Source organism: Streptomyces luteogriseus, assembly GCF_014205055.1.
Lineage (GTDB): Bacteria > Actinomycetota > Actinomycetes > Streptomycetales > Streptomycetaceae > Streptomyces > Streptomyces luteogriseus.
On sequence record NZ_JACHMS010000001.1, the window covers coordinates 6925447 to 6944397 of the forward strand.

The following is an 18951-nucleotide window of genomic DNA, read 5'->3' on the forward strand; positions in this document are numbered from 1 at the left end:
CCTTCGGCGGTATGGTGTTGCTCCTGCCAGTGGAGAGGGGCGAGCGATGAGTACGGCGGAGGAGACGGCCGGCGGCGAGGCGCAGGCGTGGGGCGAGGTCACGCCCGACGCGGCGCGGCGGCTGCTGGTCGCCGCGGTGGAGGCCTTCGCCGAGCGTGGCTACCACGCCACGACGACCCGCGACATCGCGGGCCGCGCCGGGATGAGCCCGGCGGCGCTCTACATCCATTACAAGACCAAGGAAGAGCTGCTGCACCGCATCAGCAGGATCGGGCACGAGAAGGCCCTGGAGATCCTGCGGGCGGCGTCCCGGCGCGAGGGCAGCCCCACCGAGCGGCTCGCCGACGCGGTCAGCTCCTTCGTGCGCTGGCACGCGGGCGGGCGCACCACCGCGCGGGTCGTGCAGTACGAACTCGAATCGCTCGGGCCCGACGCCCGCGCCGAGATCCTCGCGCTCCGGCGCAAGGTCGACGGCGAGGTGCGCGGGATCATCGAGGAGGGCACCCGCTCGGGCGAGTTCGACGTCATCGACGTGCACGGCACGACGCTGGCCGTGCTGTCCCTCTGCATCGACGTGGCGCGGTGGTTCAACGTCGACGGGCCCCGGACGCCGGAGCAGGTCGGCGAGTTGTACGCCGACCTCGTGCTGCGGATGGTCGGGGCCCGGGGCCCGGCGGCCTGAGGCCGGGCTCAGAGGTAGTAGCGGGCCACTGACTCGGCGACGCAGACCGGCTTGTCGCCGCCCTCGCGCTCGACACTGAAGGCGACGGCCACCTGGACGCCGCCCGGCACCTCGTCGACGGCACTGATCGTCGCCGTGGCCCGCAGCCGGGAGTTGACGGGGACGGGGGCGGGGAAACGCACCTTGTTCGTGCCGTAGTTGACGCCCATCTTCACGCCCTCGACGGCGATCAGCTGCGGCCCGAAGAGGGGCAGCAGCGACAGGGTCAGATAGCCGTGCGCGATGGTGGTGCCGAAGGGGCCGGCGGCGGCCTTCTCCGGGTCGACGTGGATCCACTGGTGGTCGCCGGTGGCCTCCGCGAAGAGGTCGATCCGCTTCTGGTCGATGTCGAGCCAGTCGGTGTACCCCAGTTGTTCGCCCACCGCCGACTTCAGGTCGTCGACGGACGTGAAGATCCTCGGCTCTGCCATGTCTTCCAGACCTCTCGTGTGCAGGCGGCTGCGTGCTCAATCTCTAAGCGACTGCTTAGCATGGTCGGCTGTGGGGGCTCTGTCAACGGACTCGGTAGGGTTCGAGGGGTGCACCGGATTCCAGAGAAGATCCATGAGCTCACGGTCGGCCGGCTCGCGGCGCGCAGCGGCGCCGCCGTCTCCGCCCTGCACTTCTACGAGTCCAAAGGCCTCATCACCAGTCGCCGGACCTCGGGCAACCAGCGCCGCTACTCCCGTGACACGCTCCGTCGGGTCGCCTTCATCCGGGCTGCGCAACGGGTCGGCATCCCCCTGGCGACGATCCGTGAAGCGCTCGCCCAACTCCCCGAGGAGCGCACGCCCACCCGGGAGGACTGGGCGCATCTCTCCGAAGTCTGGCGCACCGAACTGGAAGAGCGCATCAATCAGCTGAACCGGCTGCGGGATCACCTCGCCGACTGCATCGGCTGCGGCTGCCTCTCCCTCGACACCTGTGTCCTGTCCAACCCCGACGACGTCTTCGGTGAACGCCTCACGGGTTCCCGCCTGATGGTCGACCGGGGCGGTCGCGGGTAACACCCGCCCGGCTCGCCGCGTACTCCGCGAGCCCGGCCGCGACCAGCTGCGCGTTCGACCCCGGACGCTGCCCGTCCGGCAGGACCAGGACGTCCTCCAGTCCGATCCGGGTGGCCAGGCCCAGCCGGCCCGCGAGCCGCAGCACCGGCCAGGCGCCCCCGTCCTCGCCGTGCAGCAGCACCGGGCGTCCGTGCGCGGTCCCGAGGGCGGACAACAGCGCCCGCGCGGAGGAGACCGCGACCGGCGGGTCCGTGTCCGTCACCTCCGCCAGGACCCTCAGTACCCTCGGCCCGAGCGGTGAGGCCGCGAATCGCTCGGCCCCGTCCGTGCCCGACCAGATGCCGGCCTCCACGCCCACCCCGAGCTCCATGAGCAGCGCGGCCGTCTCCTCGGCCCCCGGCTCGTGCCAGTTGACCGAGGCGTGGTCGGGCAGCACGGTCCAGTCGCGGATCCGCCGCAGCCGGGCGGCGGGGTCGGGTTCCGCCCACGCGCCCGTGGTCACGCCCACCGGCACCGGTACCCGCGCCCGGATCGCCGACAGCACCGGCGCGAGCACCCGCGGCGACAACGTGTCCTGCCCGCAGGGCGTCTTGGGGTGGACATGGATGTCCGTCGCCCCGGCGGCGACGGCCTCGGCGGCCGAGTCGGCGATCGACTCGGGTGTCAGCGGCACGGCCACACCGTCAGCGGCCGTCCGCGAACCGTTCAGGCACACCTGCATCATGGCGTCGATGGTGCCAGTCACCACCGACAGTGGGGGTGCGGCATCCCCGGCGCACCCCCCGCGCACCCGCATCCGTCAAGCCGACACCAACAGCCTCGTACGCCGGGCGTACGCCAGGGACTCGGGCGTGAGCACGGGACGCGGCACCAGGATTCCGCAGTCTGTGCAGACCGGACCGGACGAGGGTTCGTGGTCCAGGTCGTACCTCCAGACGAGCCGCTGCCCGTCGCACACCGGGCATTCCGAGCCCGGCTCGCGCTCCAGCGCGGCGATCAGCCGGCGCAGCACCTCGGCCAGCGGTTCACGGGGATGGACCGCCGGATCGTCGCACCACGCCACACCGAAACCGCCCCAGGTCAGCCGGTGCCAGTCGTCCACACTGCCCGGCCTGCGCAGTCCGTCGTGCTTCTCCTTCTTGCGGCGCTCGGCGAACTCGACCTCGTAGGCCAGCCAGACCGCCCGCGCCTCCTCCAGTTCGTCCAGTGCGGCCACGAGCCGCACCGGATCGGGGGAGCGGTCCTCGGGACCGAACCCCGCCCGGGAGCACAGATGGTCCCAGGTCGCCCTGTGTCCGTAAGGCGCGAACCTCTCAAGGCACTTGCGCAGCGAATAACGCCGCAAGGCCAGATCGCACCGCGGATCGCGGACCTGTCTCGCCAGACTCCGGAAACCCGCCATCGTCCTGCACCTCCGTCACACCTGCACCTGTAATCCGGTCACTTCGGCGTCGTCGTACGGACGTCGCCGAATAGACGTATCGACAAGCGAATCGGCTCCATCCGATTTCAAATGGCCTCCATAAGCGGCCCGAGAGGCTCGCGAGTCGACTGCCGTGATCCGTGTGCTTGTTGTGCTGACTTCAAAAAGTGACGCTTGTTCATCTTCAAGCCGGGGGATACCGGCGGTAACATCCCGCCACCCCCGTCGGGAGGAGCCCCCCCATGCCACGGCGTGCCCCACGCACCGTTCTCGACAGAATGAGAACTCCCAGCGGAATCCCCGGGTTCCTGAAGACAGCATCGGTATGCACCCTGATCGCAGGTCTCTTGTCGCCGCTTGCCCCGGCTGCCGCCTCGGAAACAGCGGCAACGCAGGTCACGGCCGCGGCGAACGACCACTGCGGCAACCAGTGTTCGGACATCCTCCCGCCCGGACAGAACGGCAACGCCACCCTCGCCCAGATCCTCCTCAACCAGGCCTTCGGCACCCAGCCCGAGCACGCCGAGGACCAGCTCGGGCCCTATGCCAACCTCGCCAAGGGCTACCCCGGGCTCACCAACGACAAGATCAACAGCTTCTTCAACGACGCGTCCTTCGGAGTCCCCGCCGACCAGGTCGCCTCCAGCGTCAAACCCGCCGGACGCGGCGACGTGACGATCGTCCGGGACAAGAAGACCGGTGTGCCGCACATCACCGGAACCACCCGATACGGCACGGAGTTCGGCGCCGGCTATGCGGCGGCCCAGGACCGGCTGTGGCTGATGGACGTCTTCCGGCACGTCGGGCGTGGTCAGCTGACCTCCTTCGCGGGCGGTGCGCCCTCCAACCAGGGCCTCGAGCAGCAGTTCTGGCGGCACGCCCCGTACAGCGAGGCCGATCTGCAGGCGCAGATCGACAACGCCGTCGCCACCAACGGCGAACGCGGACAGCAGGCCCTCGCCGACGCCAGGGCCTACCTCGACGGCATCAATTCCTACATCGACGCCTCCGACAGCGGGCGCACCTTCCCCGGTGAGTACGTACTCACCGGGCACAAGGACTCAGTCACCAACGCCGGAACCATCGAGCACTTCAAGATCACCGACCTGGTCGCGCTGGCCTCCGTCATCGGCGCCCTGTTCGGCTCCGGCGGAGGAGGCGAGGTCGACAACGCCCTCTCGCTCCTGGCCGCGCAGGAGAAGTACGGCGTCACCGAGGGCACCAAGGTCTGGGAGTCCTTCCGGATGCGCAACGACCCGGAAGCCGTCCTCACCCAGCACGACGGCAGCTTCCCCTACGGCACCAAGCCGGCCGACCCGCAGGGCACCGCCCTGCCCGACGCCGGTTCGGTCAAGCCGGAACCGCTCGTGTACGACCGCACCGGCAGCGCCACCACGGCCGGTGCGACCGGCGCGTCCGGCGATGCCGCGAAGGCCGCCACGTCGTCTGCCAAGCGCGGCATGTCCAACGCCCTCGTGGTCGGCGGCAAGCACACCGCAAGCGGCCATCCCGTCGCGGTGTTCGGCCCGCAGACCGGCTACTTCGCGCCCCAACTGCTGCTGCTCCAGGAGATCCAGGGCCCGGGCATCAGCGCCCGCGGCGCCTCGTTCGCGGGCCTGAGCATGTACGTCGAGCTCGGCCGCGGCCAGGACTACGCGTGGAGCGCCACCACCTCCGGCCAGGACATCATCGACTCCTACGCCGTCGAGCTGTGCCAGGACGACTACCACTACCTGTACCGCGGCACCTGCACGCCGATGGAGAAGATCGAGCAGAAGAACGCCTGGAAGCCCACGGTCGCCGACGGCACCGCGGCCGGCTCGTACACCATGCGCGTCTGGCGCACGAAGTACGGCCCCGTCGAGTACCGCGCTACGGTCGGCGGCAAGCGGGTCGCCTACACCACGCTGCGCTCGTCCTTCATGCATGAGGCCGACTCCATCATCGGCTTCCAGATGCTGAACGACCCGGACCACGTCAAGGGCCCCGACTCCTTCCAGAAGGCCGTGCAGCACATCAACTACACCTTCAACTGGTTCTACGCCGACTCCGAGCACACCGCGTACTACAACAGCGGCGACAACCCGGTCCGCGCGAACGGCGTCGACGCCGAGTTCCCGGCGTGGGCGCGCCCGGCGTACGAGTGGCGCGGCTGGGACCCGGCGACCAACACGGCCGACTACACCCCGCCCTCCGCCCACCCCCACTCCACCGACCAGGACTACTACGTCTCCTGGAACAACAAGCAGGCCAGGGACTACACCACCGCGCCCTGGGGGAACGGGTCCGTGCACCGCGGCAACCTCCTGGAGGACCGGGTGAAGAAACTGGTCCAGCAGGGCGGGGTGACCCGGGCCGCCCTGGTGAAGGCCATGGCCGACGCCGCACTGGCGGACCTGCGGGCCGAGGACGTCCTGCCCAAGCTCCTGAAGGTCGTCACCAGCTCGCCCGTCACCGACCCGGCCGCGGCGGCCGCCGTGAACACACTCCAGTCCTGGGCCGCCGCCGGCGGCAAGCGCACGGAGACCGCGGCCGGCTCGAAGAAGTACGCCGACGCCGACGCGATCCGCATCCTGGACGCCTGGTGGCCCCTGCTGGTCAAGGCCGAGTTCGAACCCGGCCTCGGCAGCGATCTCTACACGGCGGTCACCGCCAACCTGCCCGTCGACGAGTCCCCGTCGGCCGCGCACGGCCCCACCGGCTCGCACGCGGGAAGCTCCTTCCAGTACGGCTGGTGGAGCTACGTCGACAAGGACATCCGCACGGTGCTCGGTGAGCAGGTGAAGGGGCCGCTGGCCCGCACGTACTGCGGCGGCGGCAGCCTCGGCGCCTGCCGGGACACCCTCATCGGCACCCTGAAGCAGGCGGCCGCGAAGACCGCGGCCCAGGTCTACCCCGGCGACGACGTGTGCGCGGCGGGCGACCAGTGGTGCGCCGACTCGATCAACCACCGCACCCTCGGCGGTATCAAGCACGGCAAGATCGGCTGGCAGAACCGGCCGACCTACCAACAGGTCGTGGAGTTCACCTCACACCGCTGACGCTTGAACCCGGCGGCGGGTCAGCGCACCCGGCCCGCCGCCAGGACCAGCCGGGTCAGCTCCGCGTGCAGGATGTCGCTGTGCGCACCGGCCGGCGGCCCGCCGCGTCGGACCACCGCGGCCGCGTCGACGTTCACGCACCCCGAGCCGGGCAGTCTCGCCTCCAGAGCCTCGGCGAGGGTGTACGCATGCGTGCCCGGCACCGCCTGCACCCCGTCGTGGCCCATCGCGCCCCACTTCGCGCCCAGGACCCGCCCCATGACCGGTTCCGCGGCCGACCGGCTGTCGCCCGCCATTCGCGAGGCCAGCGGATACATCGTGCCCAGGGCCGCGTCGTGCCGGGAGTGACAGCACACCAGGGGCCCGTCGACACGGTTCTGCTGCCCCTGGAGCACCCCTCCGGCCCGGGCGTCGTGCGGCAGCCGGGACGCGAACGCGTAGTGTGAGAACGCCCCTTGGAGCAGCGTCACCGACTTCACCGTGCGCACGCCCTCGGGCAGGCCCCGCAGCGCGAACGACACCAGCCGCGCGCCGAAACTGTGCCCGACCAGGTGCACCCGCACGCCCGGGGCCGCCTTCGCGAGCTGCCCGACGACCCGGCCAAGACCCCGTTCACCGACGGTTCCCGCACGCCGCTTCATCGCGTAGTACGTCGCCTGCCGCAGCAGTTCGTGGGCGCCGTCCCAGGGGTCGGGGATCCGGAACCCTTCCTGCCGCCCGGACGCTTCGAGCTCCGCCAGTGCCCGCGCGAACTCCTCGCAGGCCGCCGCCGACGACCCGGCGAACATCTCCGGCTCGCTCTGCGGCACGCCCTCCGCCACCGTGTCCGCGGCGAACAGCGCCTGCGGCCCGGGCGCCACCACCTCCACCAGCGTCCGCACCAGCCGCCCGAACTCCTCCAGTTCGGCCTCCTCCGGGGGCTGCTGCTCCAGCAGCCGGGCGATCTGGTCGACCAGGATCGCCCGGCCCGGGAACGTCTCCAGCAGCGCGTGCCGGGTGTCCTTGTCCAGCACCGGGCGTCTCGCCTGCTCGGCCGCCACGGCCCGCGGGAAGTCCGGGATCGGCTCGTCGGAGAACCGCATCGCCGGCCACAGCACCCCGACGTACCCGACCCGGGCCGCCGGGGCCAGCCGCGGCACGGGCGCGAAGAAGCGGTCGTAGAGGCGGGTCGCGCCCGAGCGGTCGGTGTTCCAGCCGTGCGCGAAGACGATCAGATCGCGCACCCCCCGCTCCCGCACCCCGGCGAGCAGCCGGTCGCGCCCGCGGCCCCCGGGGTCCCCGTCCGCGTCGAACGTCAGCTCCCAGTAGGGAGTCACACTCATCGCCTGATCCGCCATGACAGGCCCCCTGATCCCCGGGTGACGCCACGATGTGGGCGCATCGTCCTGCCAACCGGGGAGCTTGGCCATACGTCACGGGCGCATTCGGCTCAGCGGTAGAGCAGGTACTTCCGCCGGGTCCTGCGGAACGCCGCCAACTCCCGCTGCCACCCCGCCACCACCTCGTCGGTGTCCGCCCCCGCGTCGATCATCGTCCGCACGCGGGTGGAGCCGGTGAGCTTGTCGATCCAGTTGTCCGGGCGCCAGGCGAAGCCGCTCCAGACCTGCTTGGCGGTGACGAGCAGGGCGATCCCCGTCCGCACCGGATCGAACGCGGCCCGGTCGTGCACATGCACCTGCACACCGCCGATCGTCTTGCCCTGGTACTTCGAGAACGTGGGCGCGAAGTACGCCTCCCTGAACCGCACCCCGGGCAGGGCGAGTTCGTTCACCGCGGCCGCCCAGCGCCGGTCCACGCCCTCCGCACCCAGCAGCTCGAACGGCCGGGTGGTGCCGCGCCCCTCCGACAGGTTCGTGCCCTCGAAGAGACACGTCCCCGAGTACACCAGGGCCGTCTCCGGCGTCGGCATGTTCGGGCTCGGCGGCACCCAGGGCAGTCCGGAGGCGTCGTAGAAGTCCGACCGCTTCCAGCCCGACATCGTCACGGTCTCCAGCGGCACGGCCTCGGTCAGGAACTCCTCGTTGAAGAGCCGCGCCAGCTCGGCGACGGTCATCCCGTGGGCCTGGCAGATCGGCTGCCGTCCGACGAAGGTGGCGAACTCCTTGTGCAGGACCGGGCCGAGGGCCGCACGGCCGGTCACCGGGTTCGGCCGGTCCAGGACGACGAACCGCTTGCCGGCGAGCTGGGCGGCCTCCATGCAGTCGTACAGCGTCCAGATGTACGTGTAGAAGCGGGCGCCCACGTCCTGGATGTCGAAGACGACCGTGTCCACGCCGGACGCGGTGAAGATGTCCGCGAGCGCCCGGCCGCTCTTGAGGTACGTGTCGTAGACGGGCAGGCCGGTCGCCGGGTCGTCGTAGCGGCCCTCGGAGCCGCCGGCCTGGGCGGTGCCGCGGAAGCCGTGCTCCGGGCCGAAGACGGCGGTGAGGCCGACGCGGGCGTCGGCGTGCATGACGTCGACGATGTGGTGGGCGTCGCGGGTGATGCCGGTGGGGTTGGTGACGATCCCGACCTTCTCGCCGTCGAGCAGGGAGTAGCCGTCCTGGGCGAGTCGTTCGAAGCCGGTGCGAAGTTGCCTGCGGCGCTGGGCGGCGGAGGCGGTGGAGGCGGTGGATGTGGCTGATACGGCTGCCGCCGTGGCGGTGGTGATGACGGCTCGTCTGGAAGGGCGCATACGGTGACCTCCTTGAGCGGGGACGGTCGGCATGGGCACGGTATGCGTTTCCGCGGGTTGTGGGGAGGCTGCGGGTCGGGGGTGGCTTGTCCCGCGGTTCCCCGCGCCCCTATGGGGCGCGTTTCGGCGTGGCCGCGAGGCGGGGGTGGCTTGTTGCGTAGTTCCCCGCGCCCCTTGCAGGGCGTTCCCCGCGCCCCTTGCAGGGGTGCTGCCGTCGCCTCTTCCCTGGTACATACCGACCGGTTAGTCTGACGGCGTAGCCGATCCGCGACTGAGGAGACCGATGGTGGGAGCCTTTCAAGAGGCCGGAGTCGTTGTCACGGGGGCCGGCGGCGGGATCGGGGCCGCGCTCGCGCGGCGGTTCGCCGCCGAAGGGGCCCGGGTCGTCGTCAACGACCTCGACGCCGGGCGGGCCAAGCAGGTCGCGGAGGACATCGGCGGCATCGCCGTGCCCGGCGACGCCTCGGCGATCGTCGGCGACGCCCGCGACGCACTCGGCGGGACCGTCGACGTCTACTGCGCCAACGCCGGTGTCGCCGCCGACGGCATCGAACCCGGGCAGCCGCTGGACGAGAAGGCCTGGGCCCTGTCCTGGGACGTGAACGTCATGGCCCATGTGCGGGCCGCGCAGGAGCTGCTGCCCGCCTGGCTGGAGCGCGGCAGCGGCCGGTTCGTCTCCACCGTGTCCGCCGCCGGGCTGCTCACCATGATCGGCGCCGCGCCCTACGCCGTCACCAAGCACGGCGCGCTCGCCTTCGCCGAGTGGCTGTCCCTGACGTACCGGCACCGGGGCGTGAAGGTCCACGCGATCTGCCCGCAGGGCGTGCGCACCGACATGCTGGCCGCCACCGGCAGCGCGGGCGATCTCGTGCTCCGGCCGACCGCGATCGAGCCGGAGCACGTGGCGGACGCGCTGCTCCAGGGCATCGAGGCGGACCGCTTCCTGATCCTGCCGCACTCCGAGGTCGCCGCCTACCATCAGGCCCGGGCCGGTGACCCCGACCGGTGGCTGTCCGGCATGAACCGCATCCAGCAGCAGTGGGAGGAGGCCCGGTGACCGAGTCCCGTTACGCGGCCAAGCCCTGGCTCGGCCTGCTCAGCGACGCCCAGAAGGGCGCGATCAGCCCGGCCGGCTCCCTCGTGCACGCCCTGCGTGCCGTCGTGGCCGAGACGCCCGGCAGCGACTTCCTGGCCTACTTCGACGGCCGGCTGACCTACCGGGAGGTCGACGAGCTCAGCGACTCCGTCGCCGGGCACCTCGCGGCCCGCGGTCTCCGGCGCGGCGACCGGGTCGCGGTGCTGCTGCAGAACTCCCCGCACTTCGTGCTCGCCCTGCTGGGCGCATGGAAGGCGGGCGCGGTCGTCGTGCCCGTCAACCCGATGTACAAGTCGGGCGAGGTGGCCCACGTCCTGAAGGACGGCGAGGTGGCCGCGCTGATCTGCTCGGACCGGGCCTGGGAGTCGTATCTGCGCGAGACGGCCGCCGGCTCGCCCGTGCGGATCGTGCTCACCGGGTGCGAGCTGGACTTCCAGAGCCGCGACGACGCGCGCGTGCTGACCTTCGAGCGCCTGCCGCAGGCCCCCGACGCCGACGACCTGGTGACCGTGGCCCGGGCCGGGCACAAGGCGCCCGAGGACCGTGACCCCGGCGCCTCCGACATCGCGCTGATCAGCTACACGTCGGGCACGAGCGGCACGCCCAAGGGCGCCACCAACACGCACGGCAACATCATGTACAACGCCGAGCGGCAGCGAACCGGCCTCGGTCTGCCCGAGCGGCCCGTGTACTTCGCGCTGGCGCCGCTGTTCCACATCACCGGCATGGTCTGCCAGTTCGGAGCCTGCCTGAACAGCGGGGGCACACTCGTGCTGGCCTACCGCTTCGAGTCGGGCGTGGTGCTGGACGCGTTCGCCGAGCACCGCCCGCACTACACCGTCGGACCGTCCACGGCCTTCATGGCGCTGGCCGCTCACCCCTCCGTCACCCGCGACCACTTCTCCTCCTTCCGGGTGATCTCCTCCGGTGGCGCCCCGCTGCCGCCCGCCCTGGTGGAGAAGTTCCGGGCCGGCTTCGGGCCGTACATTCGCAACGGCTACGGACTGACCGAGTGCACCGCGCCCTGCGCCTCCGTGCCGCCCGGTCTGGAGGCGCCGGTCGACCCGGTGTCCGGAACCCTCGCCGTGGGACTGCCCGGCCCCGACACGGTCGTACGGATCGTCGACGACGCCGGCCAGGAGGTGCCCTTCGGCGAGCAGGGCGAGATCGTCGTCCGGGGCCCGCAGGTCGTGCCCGGCTACTGGCGCCGCCCCGACGCCACCGCCGAGACCTTCCCCGGCGCCGAACTGCGCACCGGCGACATCGGCTTCATGGACGAACAGGGCTGGCTCTACGTCGTCGACCGCAAGAAGGACATGATCAACGCGTCCGGCTTCAAGGTGTGGCCGCGCGAGGTCGAGGACGTCCTCTACACGCACCCGGCGGTGCGCGAGGCAGCCGTCGTCGGAGTGCCCGACGGGTACCGCGGGGAGACCGTCAAGGCGTACATCAGCCTGCGGCCGGACGCCGACACGGACCCGGATGCACTCGCCGCCTACTGCAAGGAGAGACTGGCCGCCTACAAATATCCGCGCCAGGTGGAGATCCTGCCGGACTTGCCGAAGACGGCCAGTGGGAAGATCCTCCGGCGGGAACTGCGTTCCCGTACGCAAGGCAACTGACAGCAGAACGGAAAGGCAGGTGGCGGCAGTGCCCAGGACCACGGACTCGGACGGCACGCCCGTGCCTCAGCGGCTCCTGGCCGCCGCCACCCGGCTCTTCGCCGAGCAGGGCTACGACCGCACCTCGGTGCAGGAGATCGTCGAGGCGGCCGGTGTCACCAAGGGGGCGCTCTACCACTACTTCGGCTCCAAGGACGACCTGCTGCACGAGGTGTACGCGCGCGTGCTGCGCATCCAGCAGGAGCGGCTGGACGCCGTGGCCGGAGCCGACGAGCCGGTGGAGAAGCGGCTGCGGGCCGCGGCCGCGGACGTCGTGGTGACGACCATCGAAAGCCTCGACGACGCGATGATCTTCTGGCGCTCCATGCACCACCTCAGCCCGGAGAAGAACAAGCAGGTCCGCGCCGAGCGCCGCCGCTACCACGAACGCTTCCGCGCGCTCGTGGAGGAGGGTCAGGAATCCGGCGTCTTCTCCAAGGCGACCCCCGCGGACCTCGTGGTCGACTACCACTTCGGCTCGGTCCACCACCTGTCGACCTGGTACCGCCCCGACGGGCCCCTCACGCCCCAGCAGGTCGCGGACCACCTTGCCGACCTGCTGCTGCGCGCGCTGCGCCCGTAGCGGCCGTCCCGCCCCGCCTCAGGTGCGCCCGTGGCGGTTCCCGGCGGACGCCCCGGACCGCTGGGGGCTCGTCAGGTACTCGTGGGTGCCGGTGAGTTCGAGCAGGCGCCTCAGCGCCGGGCCGACGCCGTCCAGGTGGAAGGCGATGCCGTCCCGGCCGCAGGTGTCGTAGTCCAGATCGCCGGTGAGGCACACGCGCGCGGTGTGCGGGCCGGTGCCGGTGGAGGTGGTCACGGGATTCGTCCAGCGTCTCGGGGTCAGGGGCGGGAGGCGAGCGCGGTGCGCCCGGCGTCGAGGAGCCGTCGGGCGCGGGGGAAGTCGTGCAGCTGCTCCTCCAGCAGGTCCAGGCACGGCAGCAGCGAGCGCGCCGGAACACCACGGGCGGTGAGCACCTCGGCGGTCCACACGAGGAAGCCGGTGAAGACCTCGTCGGAGTCGACGTACAGGGCGGCCGTCAGGAAGTTGACGAGGTGGGCGATGTCCTCGGCGGTGCGCTCACGCTGTTCGTCGCTGTAGTCCCGCATCGCGGGGATGTGCTGTGCGAGGCGCTGGAAGGTGTCGCGCACCAGCCGGGTGGTGGACCCGGCGACCAGTGTGTACTCCTGGTCGCCCAGATGCGGCAGATCGTCGATCGTCTGGTGGGCGGGCACCGGCCGGGTCAAGGGACCGGCCGCGAGCCGGTCCGCCGCCGCGCGGGCGTCGGGTGCCCAGGCGTCGGCGCCCAGCAGACGGGCGTAGCGGCCGTCGGCACCGAAGGCGAGACCACCGGCCATGACCGGGGTACCGGCCGCTCGGACGGCGGTGATCGCGCTGTGCGCGAGAGGCAGCCGGGTGGGCAGCGAACTCGACAGGCACACCGCGTCCGGTCCGGTGCGGTGGATGTGGCTGATCAGATGGGCGGTGGGGACCTGTGCGCCGAGGTAGTCCACCCGCCAGCCGCGCAGCCGCAGCGTCTCGGACACCAGGCGCGCGGGCAGGGCGTGCCACTCCTGGTCCACGCAGGCGACCGTGATCCGGCCCCGGCCGTTCGCCGGACGCCGGGCCGGCAGGACGGCGATGACCCGGTCGTTGATGGCGGTGGCGGCGTGCTCGTCGGCCACGCTCATGCGGTCGGCCGCCCATTCGAGGCCGACCTTGCGCTGCACGGCGCCGATCACGTCCAGCAGCACCGACTCGGGCTCGACACCCGCGCTCAGGGCGTCGGTGACGACGTCGACGGCCGCGTACTCGTCTCCCGTGCGGACCGCGGCCCACAGCTTGTCCGCCCAGGGAGCGGACGCGGCGTCGTCGTGCGGCGCGGAGAGGCGGGCGCCGACGCCGTGGCGGCCCGGACCGTCGTCGATGTCGGTGATGCGTGCGGTCATGCCGTGTACCTGCCCCGGGTCGCACCGTCCACCGCACTGAGGTGGGCACCGCGGGGCGCGGTGATGGCCAGGACGGCGATGTCGTCGTGGCGTCCGTCGCCGATCCACTGCGAGGTGACCATCTGCACGCGCTCCACGACCGCCTCCGCCGGCAGACCGGCGCACTCGGCCGCCGCACGCTTGAGGCGCTGGTCGCCGAACATGGTGTCGCCCAGCGGGCCGCCCCTGGCCTCGGTGACGCCGTCGGTGAAGAGCAGGCAGGTTTCCCCCGGCGCCAGCCGGACCCGCGCGGTGCGGGAGGTGATGGTGGGCAGCACGCCGATCAGGGTGCCGCCCGTGTCGGCCTCCTCCACTGTCCCGTCCCGCCGGATGATCAGCGGCGCGGGATGCCCGGCGGACGTGAGCCTCAACGACACCTCGCGCTCCTCCCGGCGGACCGAGGCCATCACGAGGGTGGCGAAGCGGGTGTGGTGGCTGCTGCGCATGGCGTTGTTCACCAGGCGCAGCAGCTTGGCGTGGTCATCGGCCATGGGCAGCAGCGCGTGCAGCGTGTTGCGGATCTTGCCCGTGAGGACCGCGGCCTCCAGCCCCTTGCCGGCCACGTCCCCGAGCACCACGAGGGTCTCGGGGGAGTCCTCGCCGGGCGGATGGACGTCGTAGAAGTCGCCGCCGACGCGCTCCGTGTCCTTGCTGGCCCGGTAGCCCCCGGCGAACTCAACGCCCTCCGTCTGACGCAGGGTGGGCGGCAGCAGCTCCCGCATAAGGGTGTCCGAGATCGAGTTCTGTTCCGCGTAGAGGCGGGCGGCCGACATCGCCGCGCCGGCCCGGGCGGCGAACAGCCCGGCCAGCGACTCCTCGGCCTCGGTGAACGCGTCCTGCTGCGCCCGGCGCAGCAGGATCAGCGCCCCGGCCGGTACGCCGAGCCCCGGCAGCGGTGTGATCACCAGCGAGCCGACCTCGCCGAACCCCGCCGGTATCAGCCAGTCCGGGGCCGTCGCGGGGTCGATCCACCGCGAGGGCACCGGCGGGAAGCCCCGCAGCGCTTCGGCGAGTCCCGGCACGGATTCCGGTGCCTCGGGCGCCGTGCTGCGGGTGAGCTCGCCGCGGTGGTCGAAGGCGACCACGGGCAGTGCCCTGGCGGCGGTGGGTGCGATGACCAGCGCGGCATCGGCCAGATGCTCGGTGGCCAGGCGCGCCGTGACCTCCATGCACCGTTCCAGGTTCAGCGAGGCCAGCAGAGCGCTGGAGGCGTCGGTGAGGAACCGGGTGCGCCCGCGCTCGGCCTCCAGCTCTCCCCTCGCGGAGCGGTAGGCGGTCTCCTCCATCAGCCACCAGACCGTGCGGGCGCCCGCCGTCACGGAGGGGTGCGCCGAGAACGACCGGTCGCCCACCACCCCGCTGACGGGGACCGGCCGGGCCCGGTCAGCGGTGGCGAGCCAGGCGGGGGACGACAGCGGCCGTCCGACACGCGCCGTGGGCAGCAGCGCGCCGGCCGCGTCGTTGAGCTCCGCGATGTGCCCGTCCGCGTCCAGGACCACCACCGGGCAGGGGGCGGAGGCGGCGCTCACGGTGCTCACCGCACCGGGGCGGGGCCTGGCCGGGGAAGAAGTCATGTACGGGGCCCCTACGCGTGACCCACACCTCACTTTGCGAAGACGGAAGAGGACTGTTCTCCTTGCACAGTCCCGCAGTCCGGGTGCGTGGTGCAACCACCGGACTCGTCCACGGCCCCACGAGGAACCGGTCCTGGGCGTGACGTCCCGCGAAATCGACTCCCTACCCCGAAGACCGGTCACGAGACCGTGCGATGTTTCACATCTCGTCCACACCCTGGGCGGCAGCGTCCGTCCGTCGACGCGACGGGGCGGCAGGGGCGCCGGGAACAGCCCCGGCCGCCGCTGCCGCCCGTAGGTGTCACACGTACCGCTTCAACTCCCGCCGGGCCAGCGACCGCTGGTGCACCTCGTCCGGGCCGTCCGCGATCATCAGCGTCCGCGCCCCGGCGTACAGCTCCGCCAGTGGGAAGTCCTGGCTCACCCCGCCGGCGCCGTGCAGCTGGATCGCCCGGTCGAGGATGTCCACCACCGCCCGAGGCGTGGCGATCTTGATGGACTGGATCTCGGTGTGCGCACCGCGATTGCCCACCGTGTCCATCAGCCACGCGGTCTTCAGCACCAGCAGCCGCAGCTGCTCCACCGTCACCCGCGCGTCCGCGATCCAGTTGTGCACCACGCCCTGCTGCGCCAGCTCCTTTCCGAACGCGGTCCGGGACACGGCCCGACGGCACATCAGCTCGATCGCCCGCTCCGCCATGCCGATCAGCCGCATGCAGTGGTGGATCCGCCCCGGCCCGAGCCGCGCCTGCGCGATGGCGAAACCGCCGCCCTCCTCACCGATCAGGTTCGACGCCGGCACGCGCGCGCGGTCGAAGATCACCTCGGCGTGACCGCCGTGGTAGTGGTCCTCGTACCCGAACACCTGCATGGCCCGCTTGATGGTGACGCCCGGGGTGTCGCGCGGCACCAGGACCATCGACTGCTGGCGGCGGATGTCCTCCCCGTCCGGGTCGGTCTTGCCCATCACGATGAAGATCTTGCAGTCCGGGTGCATCGCCCCGGAGATGTACCACTTGCGCCCGGTGATGACGTACTCGTCGCCGTCCCGCTCGATGTGGGTGGTGATGTTGGTGGCGTCCGAGGAGGCCACGTCGGGCTCGGTCATCGCGAACGCCGAGCGGATCTCGCCGGCCAGCAGCGGCTCCAGCCACTGCTTGCGCTGCTGCTCGTCGCCGAACTGGGTGAGCACCTCCATGTTGCCGGTGTCGGGCGCCGCGCAGTTCGTCACCGTCGGCGCCAGCTGGGGGGAGCGGCCCATGATCTCTGCGAGCGGCGCGTACTGGAGGTTGGTGAGCCCGGCCCCGTACTCGGAGTCCGGCAGGAAGAGGTTCCACAGGCCCTGCCTGCGGGCCTCGGCCTTGAGCTCCTCGACCACCGGCACGGTCTCCCACGGCGAGGCGAGCCGCTCGCGCTGTTCGTGCGCCACCGCCTCGGCCGGGTAGACGTGCTCGTCCATGAAGGCGAGGAGCTTGGCGCGCAGCTCTTCGGTGCGCGCGTCATAAGCGAAGTCCATGTGGATCAGCCCTCCTGGAGGCCTTCGTGGAGCGTGGTCAGTCCGTGCCGGACGAAGACGGGGACGAGGTCGCCGATGCGGTCGAAGCCGCGTCCGACCGTCTGGCCCAGGGTGTAGCGGTAGTGGATGCCCTCGAGGATCACGGCGAGCTTGAACCAGGCGAACGCCGTGTACCAGGAGACCGCGGAGACGTCGCGCCCCGAGCGCGCGGCGTACCGCTCGATGAGTTCCGACGGCGCCGGATGCCCGGGGGCCTCGGCGGTCGTGGAGACGGGGGACTCGGTCATGCCGAGCGGCATGCTGTACATGACCAGCAGACCGAGGTCGGTGAGCGGGTCGCCCAGCGTCGACATCTCCCAGTCGAGGATGGCCTTGATCTGGTCGTCCTCGCCGATCAGCACGTTGTCGAGCCGGTAGTCGCCGTGCACGACGGCGGGGGCGGGGGAGTCGGGCAGCTCGCGCCCGAGGGCGGCGTGCAGCTCGTCGATGCCGTCCAGGTCGCGGTTGCGCGAGGCGTCCAGCTGCTTGCCCCAGCGCCGCAGCTGCCGGTCCAGAAAGCCCTCGGGCCGGCCGAAGTCGGCCAGACCGACCTCTCCCGGGTCGACCGCGTGCAGCTCCACCAGCGTGTCGACCAGGTTCAGCACCGCGCCCCGGGTCCGCTCCGCACCGAGCGGGAGGAGCTGGTCGGCGGTGCGGTAGGGGGTGCCCTCGACGAACTCCATGACGTAGAACGGCGACCCGAGCACCTCCTCGTCCTCGCACAGCAGCACCGGCTCCGGCACCGGCACGGCGGTCGGGTGCAGCGCGCTGATCACCCGGTGCTCGCGCTTCATGTCGTGCGCGGTGGCCAGGACATGGCCGAGCGGGGGCCGTCTGACGACCCACCGGGAGGTACCGTCGGAGACCGCGTAGGTGAGGTTCGACCGTCCGCCCTCGATCAGCCGGCCGGACAGCGGGCCGGTCACCAGGCCGGGCCGCTCGCGGTCGAGCAGGCCGCGCAACCGTTCGAGATCGAGTCCGGGCGGGTGGTCGGGGCTCATGTGTCGCTCCTACGGGCAGGGTGGACAGTTCCCGACTCATGATGCCGACCGGTCGGTATGTCGTCCAGAGCGGGGCCGAAACGTGATCGGAGCCACGATAGGCCGACGACTCCCCACGGGAGGTGTCCGGGGAGGTTTCGGCCGGTTCGTTCAGGCCATCCGGCTTGCGTGGCGCCCGACGAGCCCGGAAGGTCAGAGCCATGAAGGCCATCAGCTACTCACGGTACGGCGGACCCGAGGTGCTGGCGTTCGGCGAGGTCCGCGATCCGAAGGTCGGCCCCGACGCGGTGCTGGTGAAGGTGCGGGCGGCGGCCGTGAACCCCGTCGACTGGAAGGCCCGCGAGGGATACCTCGACGGGATCCTCGCCCCCGTCTTCCCCGTGGTGCCCGGCTGGGACGTCTCGGGCGTCGTCGTACGGCCCGGCGTGGCCGTCTCGGAGTTCGACGTCGGGGACGAGGTCATCGGGTACGTGCGCGAGGACTTCCTCTCCCGCGGCACCTTCGCCGAGTACGTGGCCGCGCCGCTGCGCACCCTCGCGCGCAAGCCGCGCAACCTCTCCTTCGAGGAGGCGGCCGGCCTGCCGCTGGTCGGGCTCACCGCCTACCAGGTGCTGAACAAGGTGCTCCAGGTGAAGCGCGGCGAGACCGTCCTGGTGCACGCCGCGGCCGGGGGTGTCGGCTCGATCGCCGTGCAGCTCTGCGTCCACCTCGGTGCCCGGGTGGTCGGTACGGCGAGCGAGCCCAACCACGACTTCGTGCGGGGCCTCGGCGGGGAGCCGGTGGTGTACGGCGAGGGCCTGGGCGAGCGGGTGCGCGGACTGGCCCCCGAGGGGGTGGACGCGGTGTTCGACACCGTGGGAGGGGACGCGCTGAAGGTGTCGGCGAACCTGCTGGCCCCCGAGGGCCGCCTGGCCTCGATCGCCGACAACGACGTCGTCAACTACGGCGGCCGCTACTACTTCGTCCGCCCCGACGCGCAGGACCTCCAGCACCTGGCCGATCTGGCGGAGCAGGGCGTGGTGAGCGTGCACGTCGACGAGACGTTCCCTCTGGAGCGGGCGGCGGACGCGCACCGGCTGAACCAGGAGGGCCGCACCCGCGGCAAGATCGTCGTGACGGTGGACTGGGAGAGCGAGGGCGAGGGCGAGGGGGTCTGATCGAGGGCGCCTGAGAGAGGGGCCTGACGGGAGGGCGCCTGAGAGAGGGAGCCCG

General features: G+C 71.6%; 17 protein-coding genes. 7 read left to right on the forward strand and 10 right to left on the reverse strand.

What is annotated here, in order from left to right:
* Nucleotides 1-46 precede the first annotated feature (46 nt).
* Nucleotides 47-682 carry a TetR/AcrR family transcriptional regulator gene (locus BJ965_RS30845; RefSeq protein ID WP_184913198.1) on the forward strand — a complete coding sequence of 212 codons (636 nt, stop codon included), beginning with the start codon at nucleotides 47-49 and terminating at the stop codon, nucleotides 680-682.
* Between the two features lie 8 nt (nucleotides 683-690).
* Here the strand turns inward: BJ965_RS30845 and BJ965_RS30850 are convergent, their stop codons facing one another.
* The gene (locus tag BJ965_RS30850) at nucleotides 691-1152 is read right to left on the reverse strand and encodes a MaoC family dehydratase (RefSeq protein ID WP_184913200.1); all 462 of its coding nucleotides are present in this window, start codon (nucleotides 1150-1152) and stop codon (nucleotides 691-693) included.
* Nucleotides 1153-1260: 108 nt separating this feature from the next.
* Between BJ965_RS30850 and soxR the strand changes: the two genes are divergently transcribed.
* Entirely contained in the window at nucleotides 1261-1728 is a 468-nt protein-coding gene (gene soxR / locus BJ965_RS30855) for a redox-sensitive transcriptional activator SoxR (protein ID WP_184913202.1), read from the forward strand.
* On the opposite strand, the gene BJ965_RS30860 is transcribed toward soxR, so the two are convergent.
* Together BJ965_RS30860 and BJ965_RS30865 are read right to left on the reverse strand one after the other, a co-directional pair.
* Nucleotides 1685-2452 (reverse strand): 3-keto-5-aminohexanoate cleavage protein, encoded by a 768-nt coding sequence (locus tag BJ965_RS30860; protein WP_184917697.1) that lies wholly within the window; start codon nucleotides 2450-2452, stop codon nucleotides 1685-1687. The two genes, soxR and BJ965_RS30860, sit on opposite strands and share 44 nt — an antisense overlap.
* Nucleotides 2453-2527: 75 nt before the next feature.
* A complete protein-coding gene (locus tag BJ965_RS30865) occupies nucleotides 2528-3130 on the reverse strand; it encodes a hypothetical protein (RefSeq protein WP_031107668.1) in 603 nt (200 codons plus the stop codon).
* A gap of 263 nt (nucleotides 3131-3393) precedes the next feature.
* Here BJ965_RS30865 and BJ965_RS30870 point away from each other — a divergent pair, with 263 nt between their 5' ends.
* The gene (locus tag BJ965_RS30870; RefSeq protein ID WP_184913204.1) at nucleotides 3394-6192 is read left to right on the forward strand and encodes a penicillin acylase family protein; all 2799 of its coding nucleotides are present in this window, start codon (nucleotides 3394-3396) and stop codon (nucleotides 6190-6192) included.
* 20 nt (nucleotides 6193-6212) lie between these two features.
* Here BJ965_RS30870 and BJ965_RS30875 read toward each other — a convergent pair whose 3' ends face one another.
* Both BJ965_RS30875 and BJ965_RS30880 read right to left on the reverse strand, forming a co-directional pair.
* Complete coding sequence (locus tag BJ965_RS30875) at nucleotides 6213-7529, reverse strand: serine-threonine protein kinase (RefSeq protein WP_184913206.1); 1317 nt, start codon at nucleotides 7527-7529, stop codon at nucleotides 6213-6215.
* A gap of 92 nt (nucleotides 7530-7621) precedes the next feature.
* Nucleotides 7622-8866, reverse strand: coding sequence for an exo-beta-N-acetylmuramidase NamZ family protein (locus BJ965_RS30880; RefSeq protein ID WP_184913208.1), 1245 nt, complete (start codon nucleotides 8864-8866; stop codon nucleotides 7622-7624).
* 283 nt (nucleotides 8867-9149) lie between these two features.
* Between BJ965_RS30880 and BJ965_RS30885 the strand changes: the two genes are divergently transcribed.
* From BJ965_RS30885 to BJ965_RS30895, 3 genes are read left to right on the forward strand one after another with little or no spacing between them, the layout of a single operon-like run.
* Nucleotides 9150-9923, forward strand: coding sequence for an SDR family oxidoreductase (locus BJ965_RS30885; RefSeq protein WP_184913210.1), 774 nt, complete (start codon nucleotides 9150-9152; stop codon nucleotides 9921-9923).
* A complete protein-coding gene (locus tag BJ965_RS30890) occupies nucleotides 9920-11584 on the forward strand; it encodes a class I adenylate-forming enzyme family protein (RefSeq protein ID WP_184913212.1) in 1665 nt (554 codons plus the stop codon). Before BJ965_RS30885 ends, BJ965_RS30890 begins: the two co-directional genes overlap by 4 nt.
* Nucleotides 11585-11612: 28 nt before the next feature.
* Nucleotides 11613-12206 carry a TetR/AcrR family transcriptional regulator gene (locus BJ965_RS30895; protein ID WP_030848475.1) on the forward strand — a complete coding sequence of 198 codons (594 nt, stop codon included), beginning with the start codon at nucleotides 11613-11615 and terminating at the stop codon, nucleotides 12204-12206.
* 18 nt (nucleotides 12207-12224) lie between these two features.
* Here BJ965_RS30895 and BJ965_RS30900 read toward each other — a convergent pair whose 3' ends face one another.
* The 5 genes from BJ965_RS30900 to BJ965_RS30920 form a co-directional block, all read right to left on the reverse strand.
* Nucleotides 12225-12440 (reverse strand): hypothetical protein, encoded by a 216-nt coding sequence (locus tag BJ965_RS30900; RefSeq protein WP_184913214.1) that lies wholly within the window; start codon nucleotides 12438-12440, stop codon nucleotides 12225-12227.
* Between the two features lie 23 nt (nucleotides 12441-12463).
* Nucleotides 12464-13570 carry a cobalamin B12-binding domain-containing protein gene (locus BJ965_RS30905; RefSeq protein ID WP_184913216.1) on the reverse strand — a complete coding sequence of 369 codons (1107 nt, stop codon included), beginning with the start codon at nucleotides 13568-13570 and terminating at the stop codon, nucleotides 12464-12466.
* Complete coding sequence (locus BJ965_RS30910) at nucleotides 13567-15183, reverse strand: PP2C family protein-serine/threonine phosphatase (protein WP_184913218.1); 1617 nt, start codon at nucleotides 15181-15183, stop codon at nucleotides 13567-13569. Before BJ965_RS30910 ends, BJ965_RS30905 begins: the two co-directional genes overlap by 4 nt.
* A 301-nt stretch (nucleotides 15184-15484) precedes the next feature.
* Entirely contained in the window at nucleotides 15485-16699 is a 1215-nt protein-coding gene (locus tag BJ965_RS30915; protein WP_184913220.1) for an acyl-CoA dehydrogenase, read from the reverse strand.
* A 5-nt stretch (nucleotides 16700-16704) separates the two neighbouring features.
* On the reverse strand, nucleotides 16705-17739 hold the full coding sequence (locus tag BJ965_RS30920; RefSeq protein WP_184913222.1) for a phosphotransferase family protein: 1035 nt from the start codon (nucleotides 17737-17739) through the stop codon (nucleotides 16705-16707).
* 200 nt (nucleotides 17740-17939) lie between these two features.
* Here BJ965_RS30920 and BJ965_RS30925 point away from each other — a divergent pair, with 200 nt between their 5' ends.
* On the forward strand, nucleotides 17940-18896 hold the full coding sequence (locus tag BJ965_RS30925) for an NADP-dependent oxidoreductase (RefSeq protein ID WP_184913224.1): 957 nt from the start codon (nucleotides 17940-17942) through the stop codon (nucleotides 18894-18896).
* Nucleotides 18897-18951 lie beyond the last annotated feature (55 nt).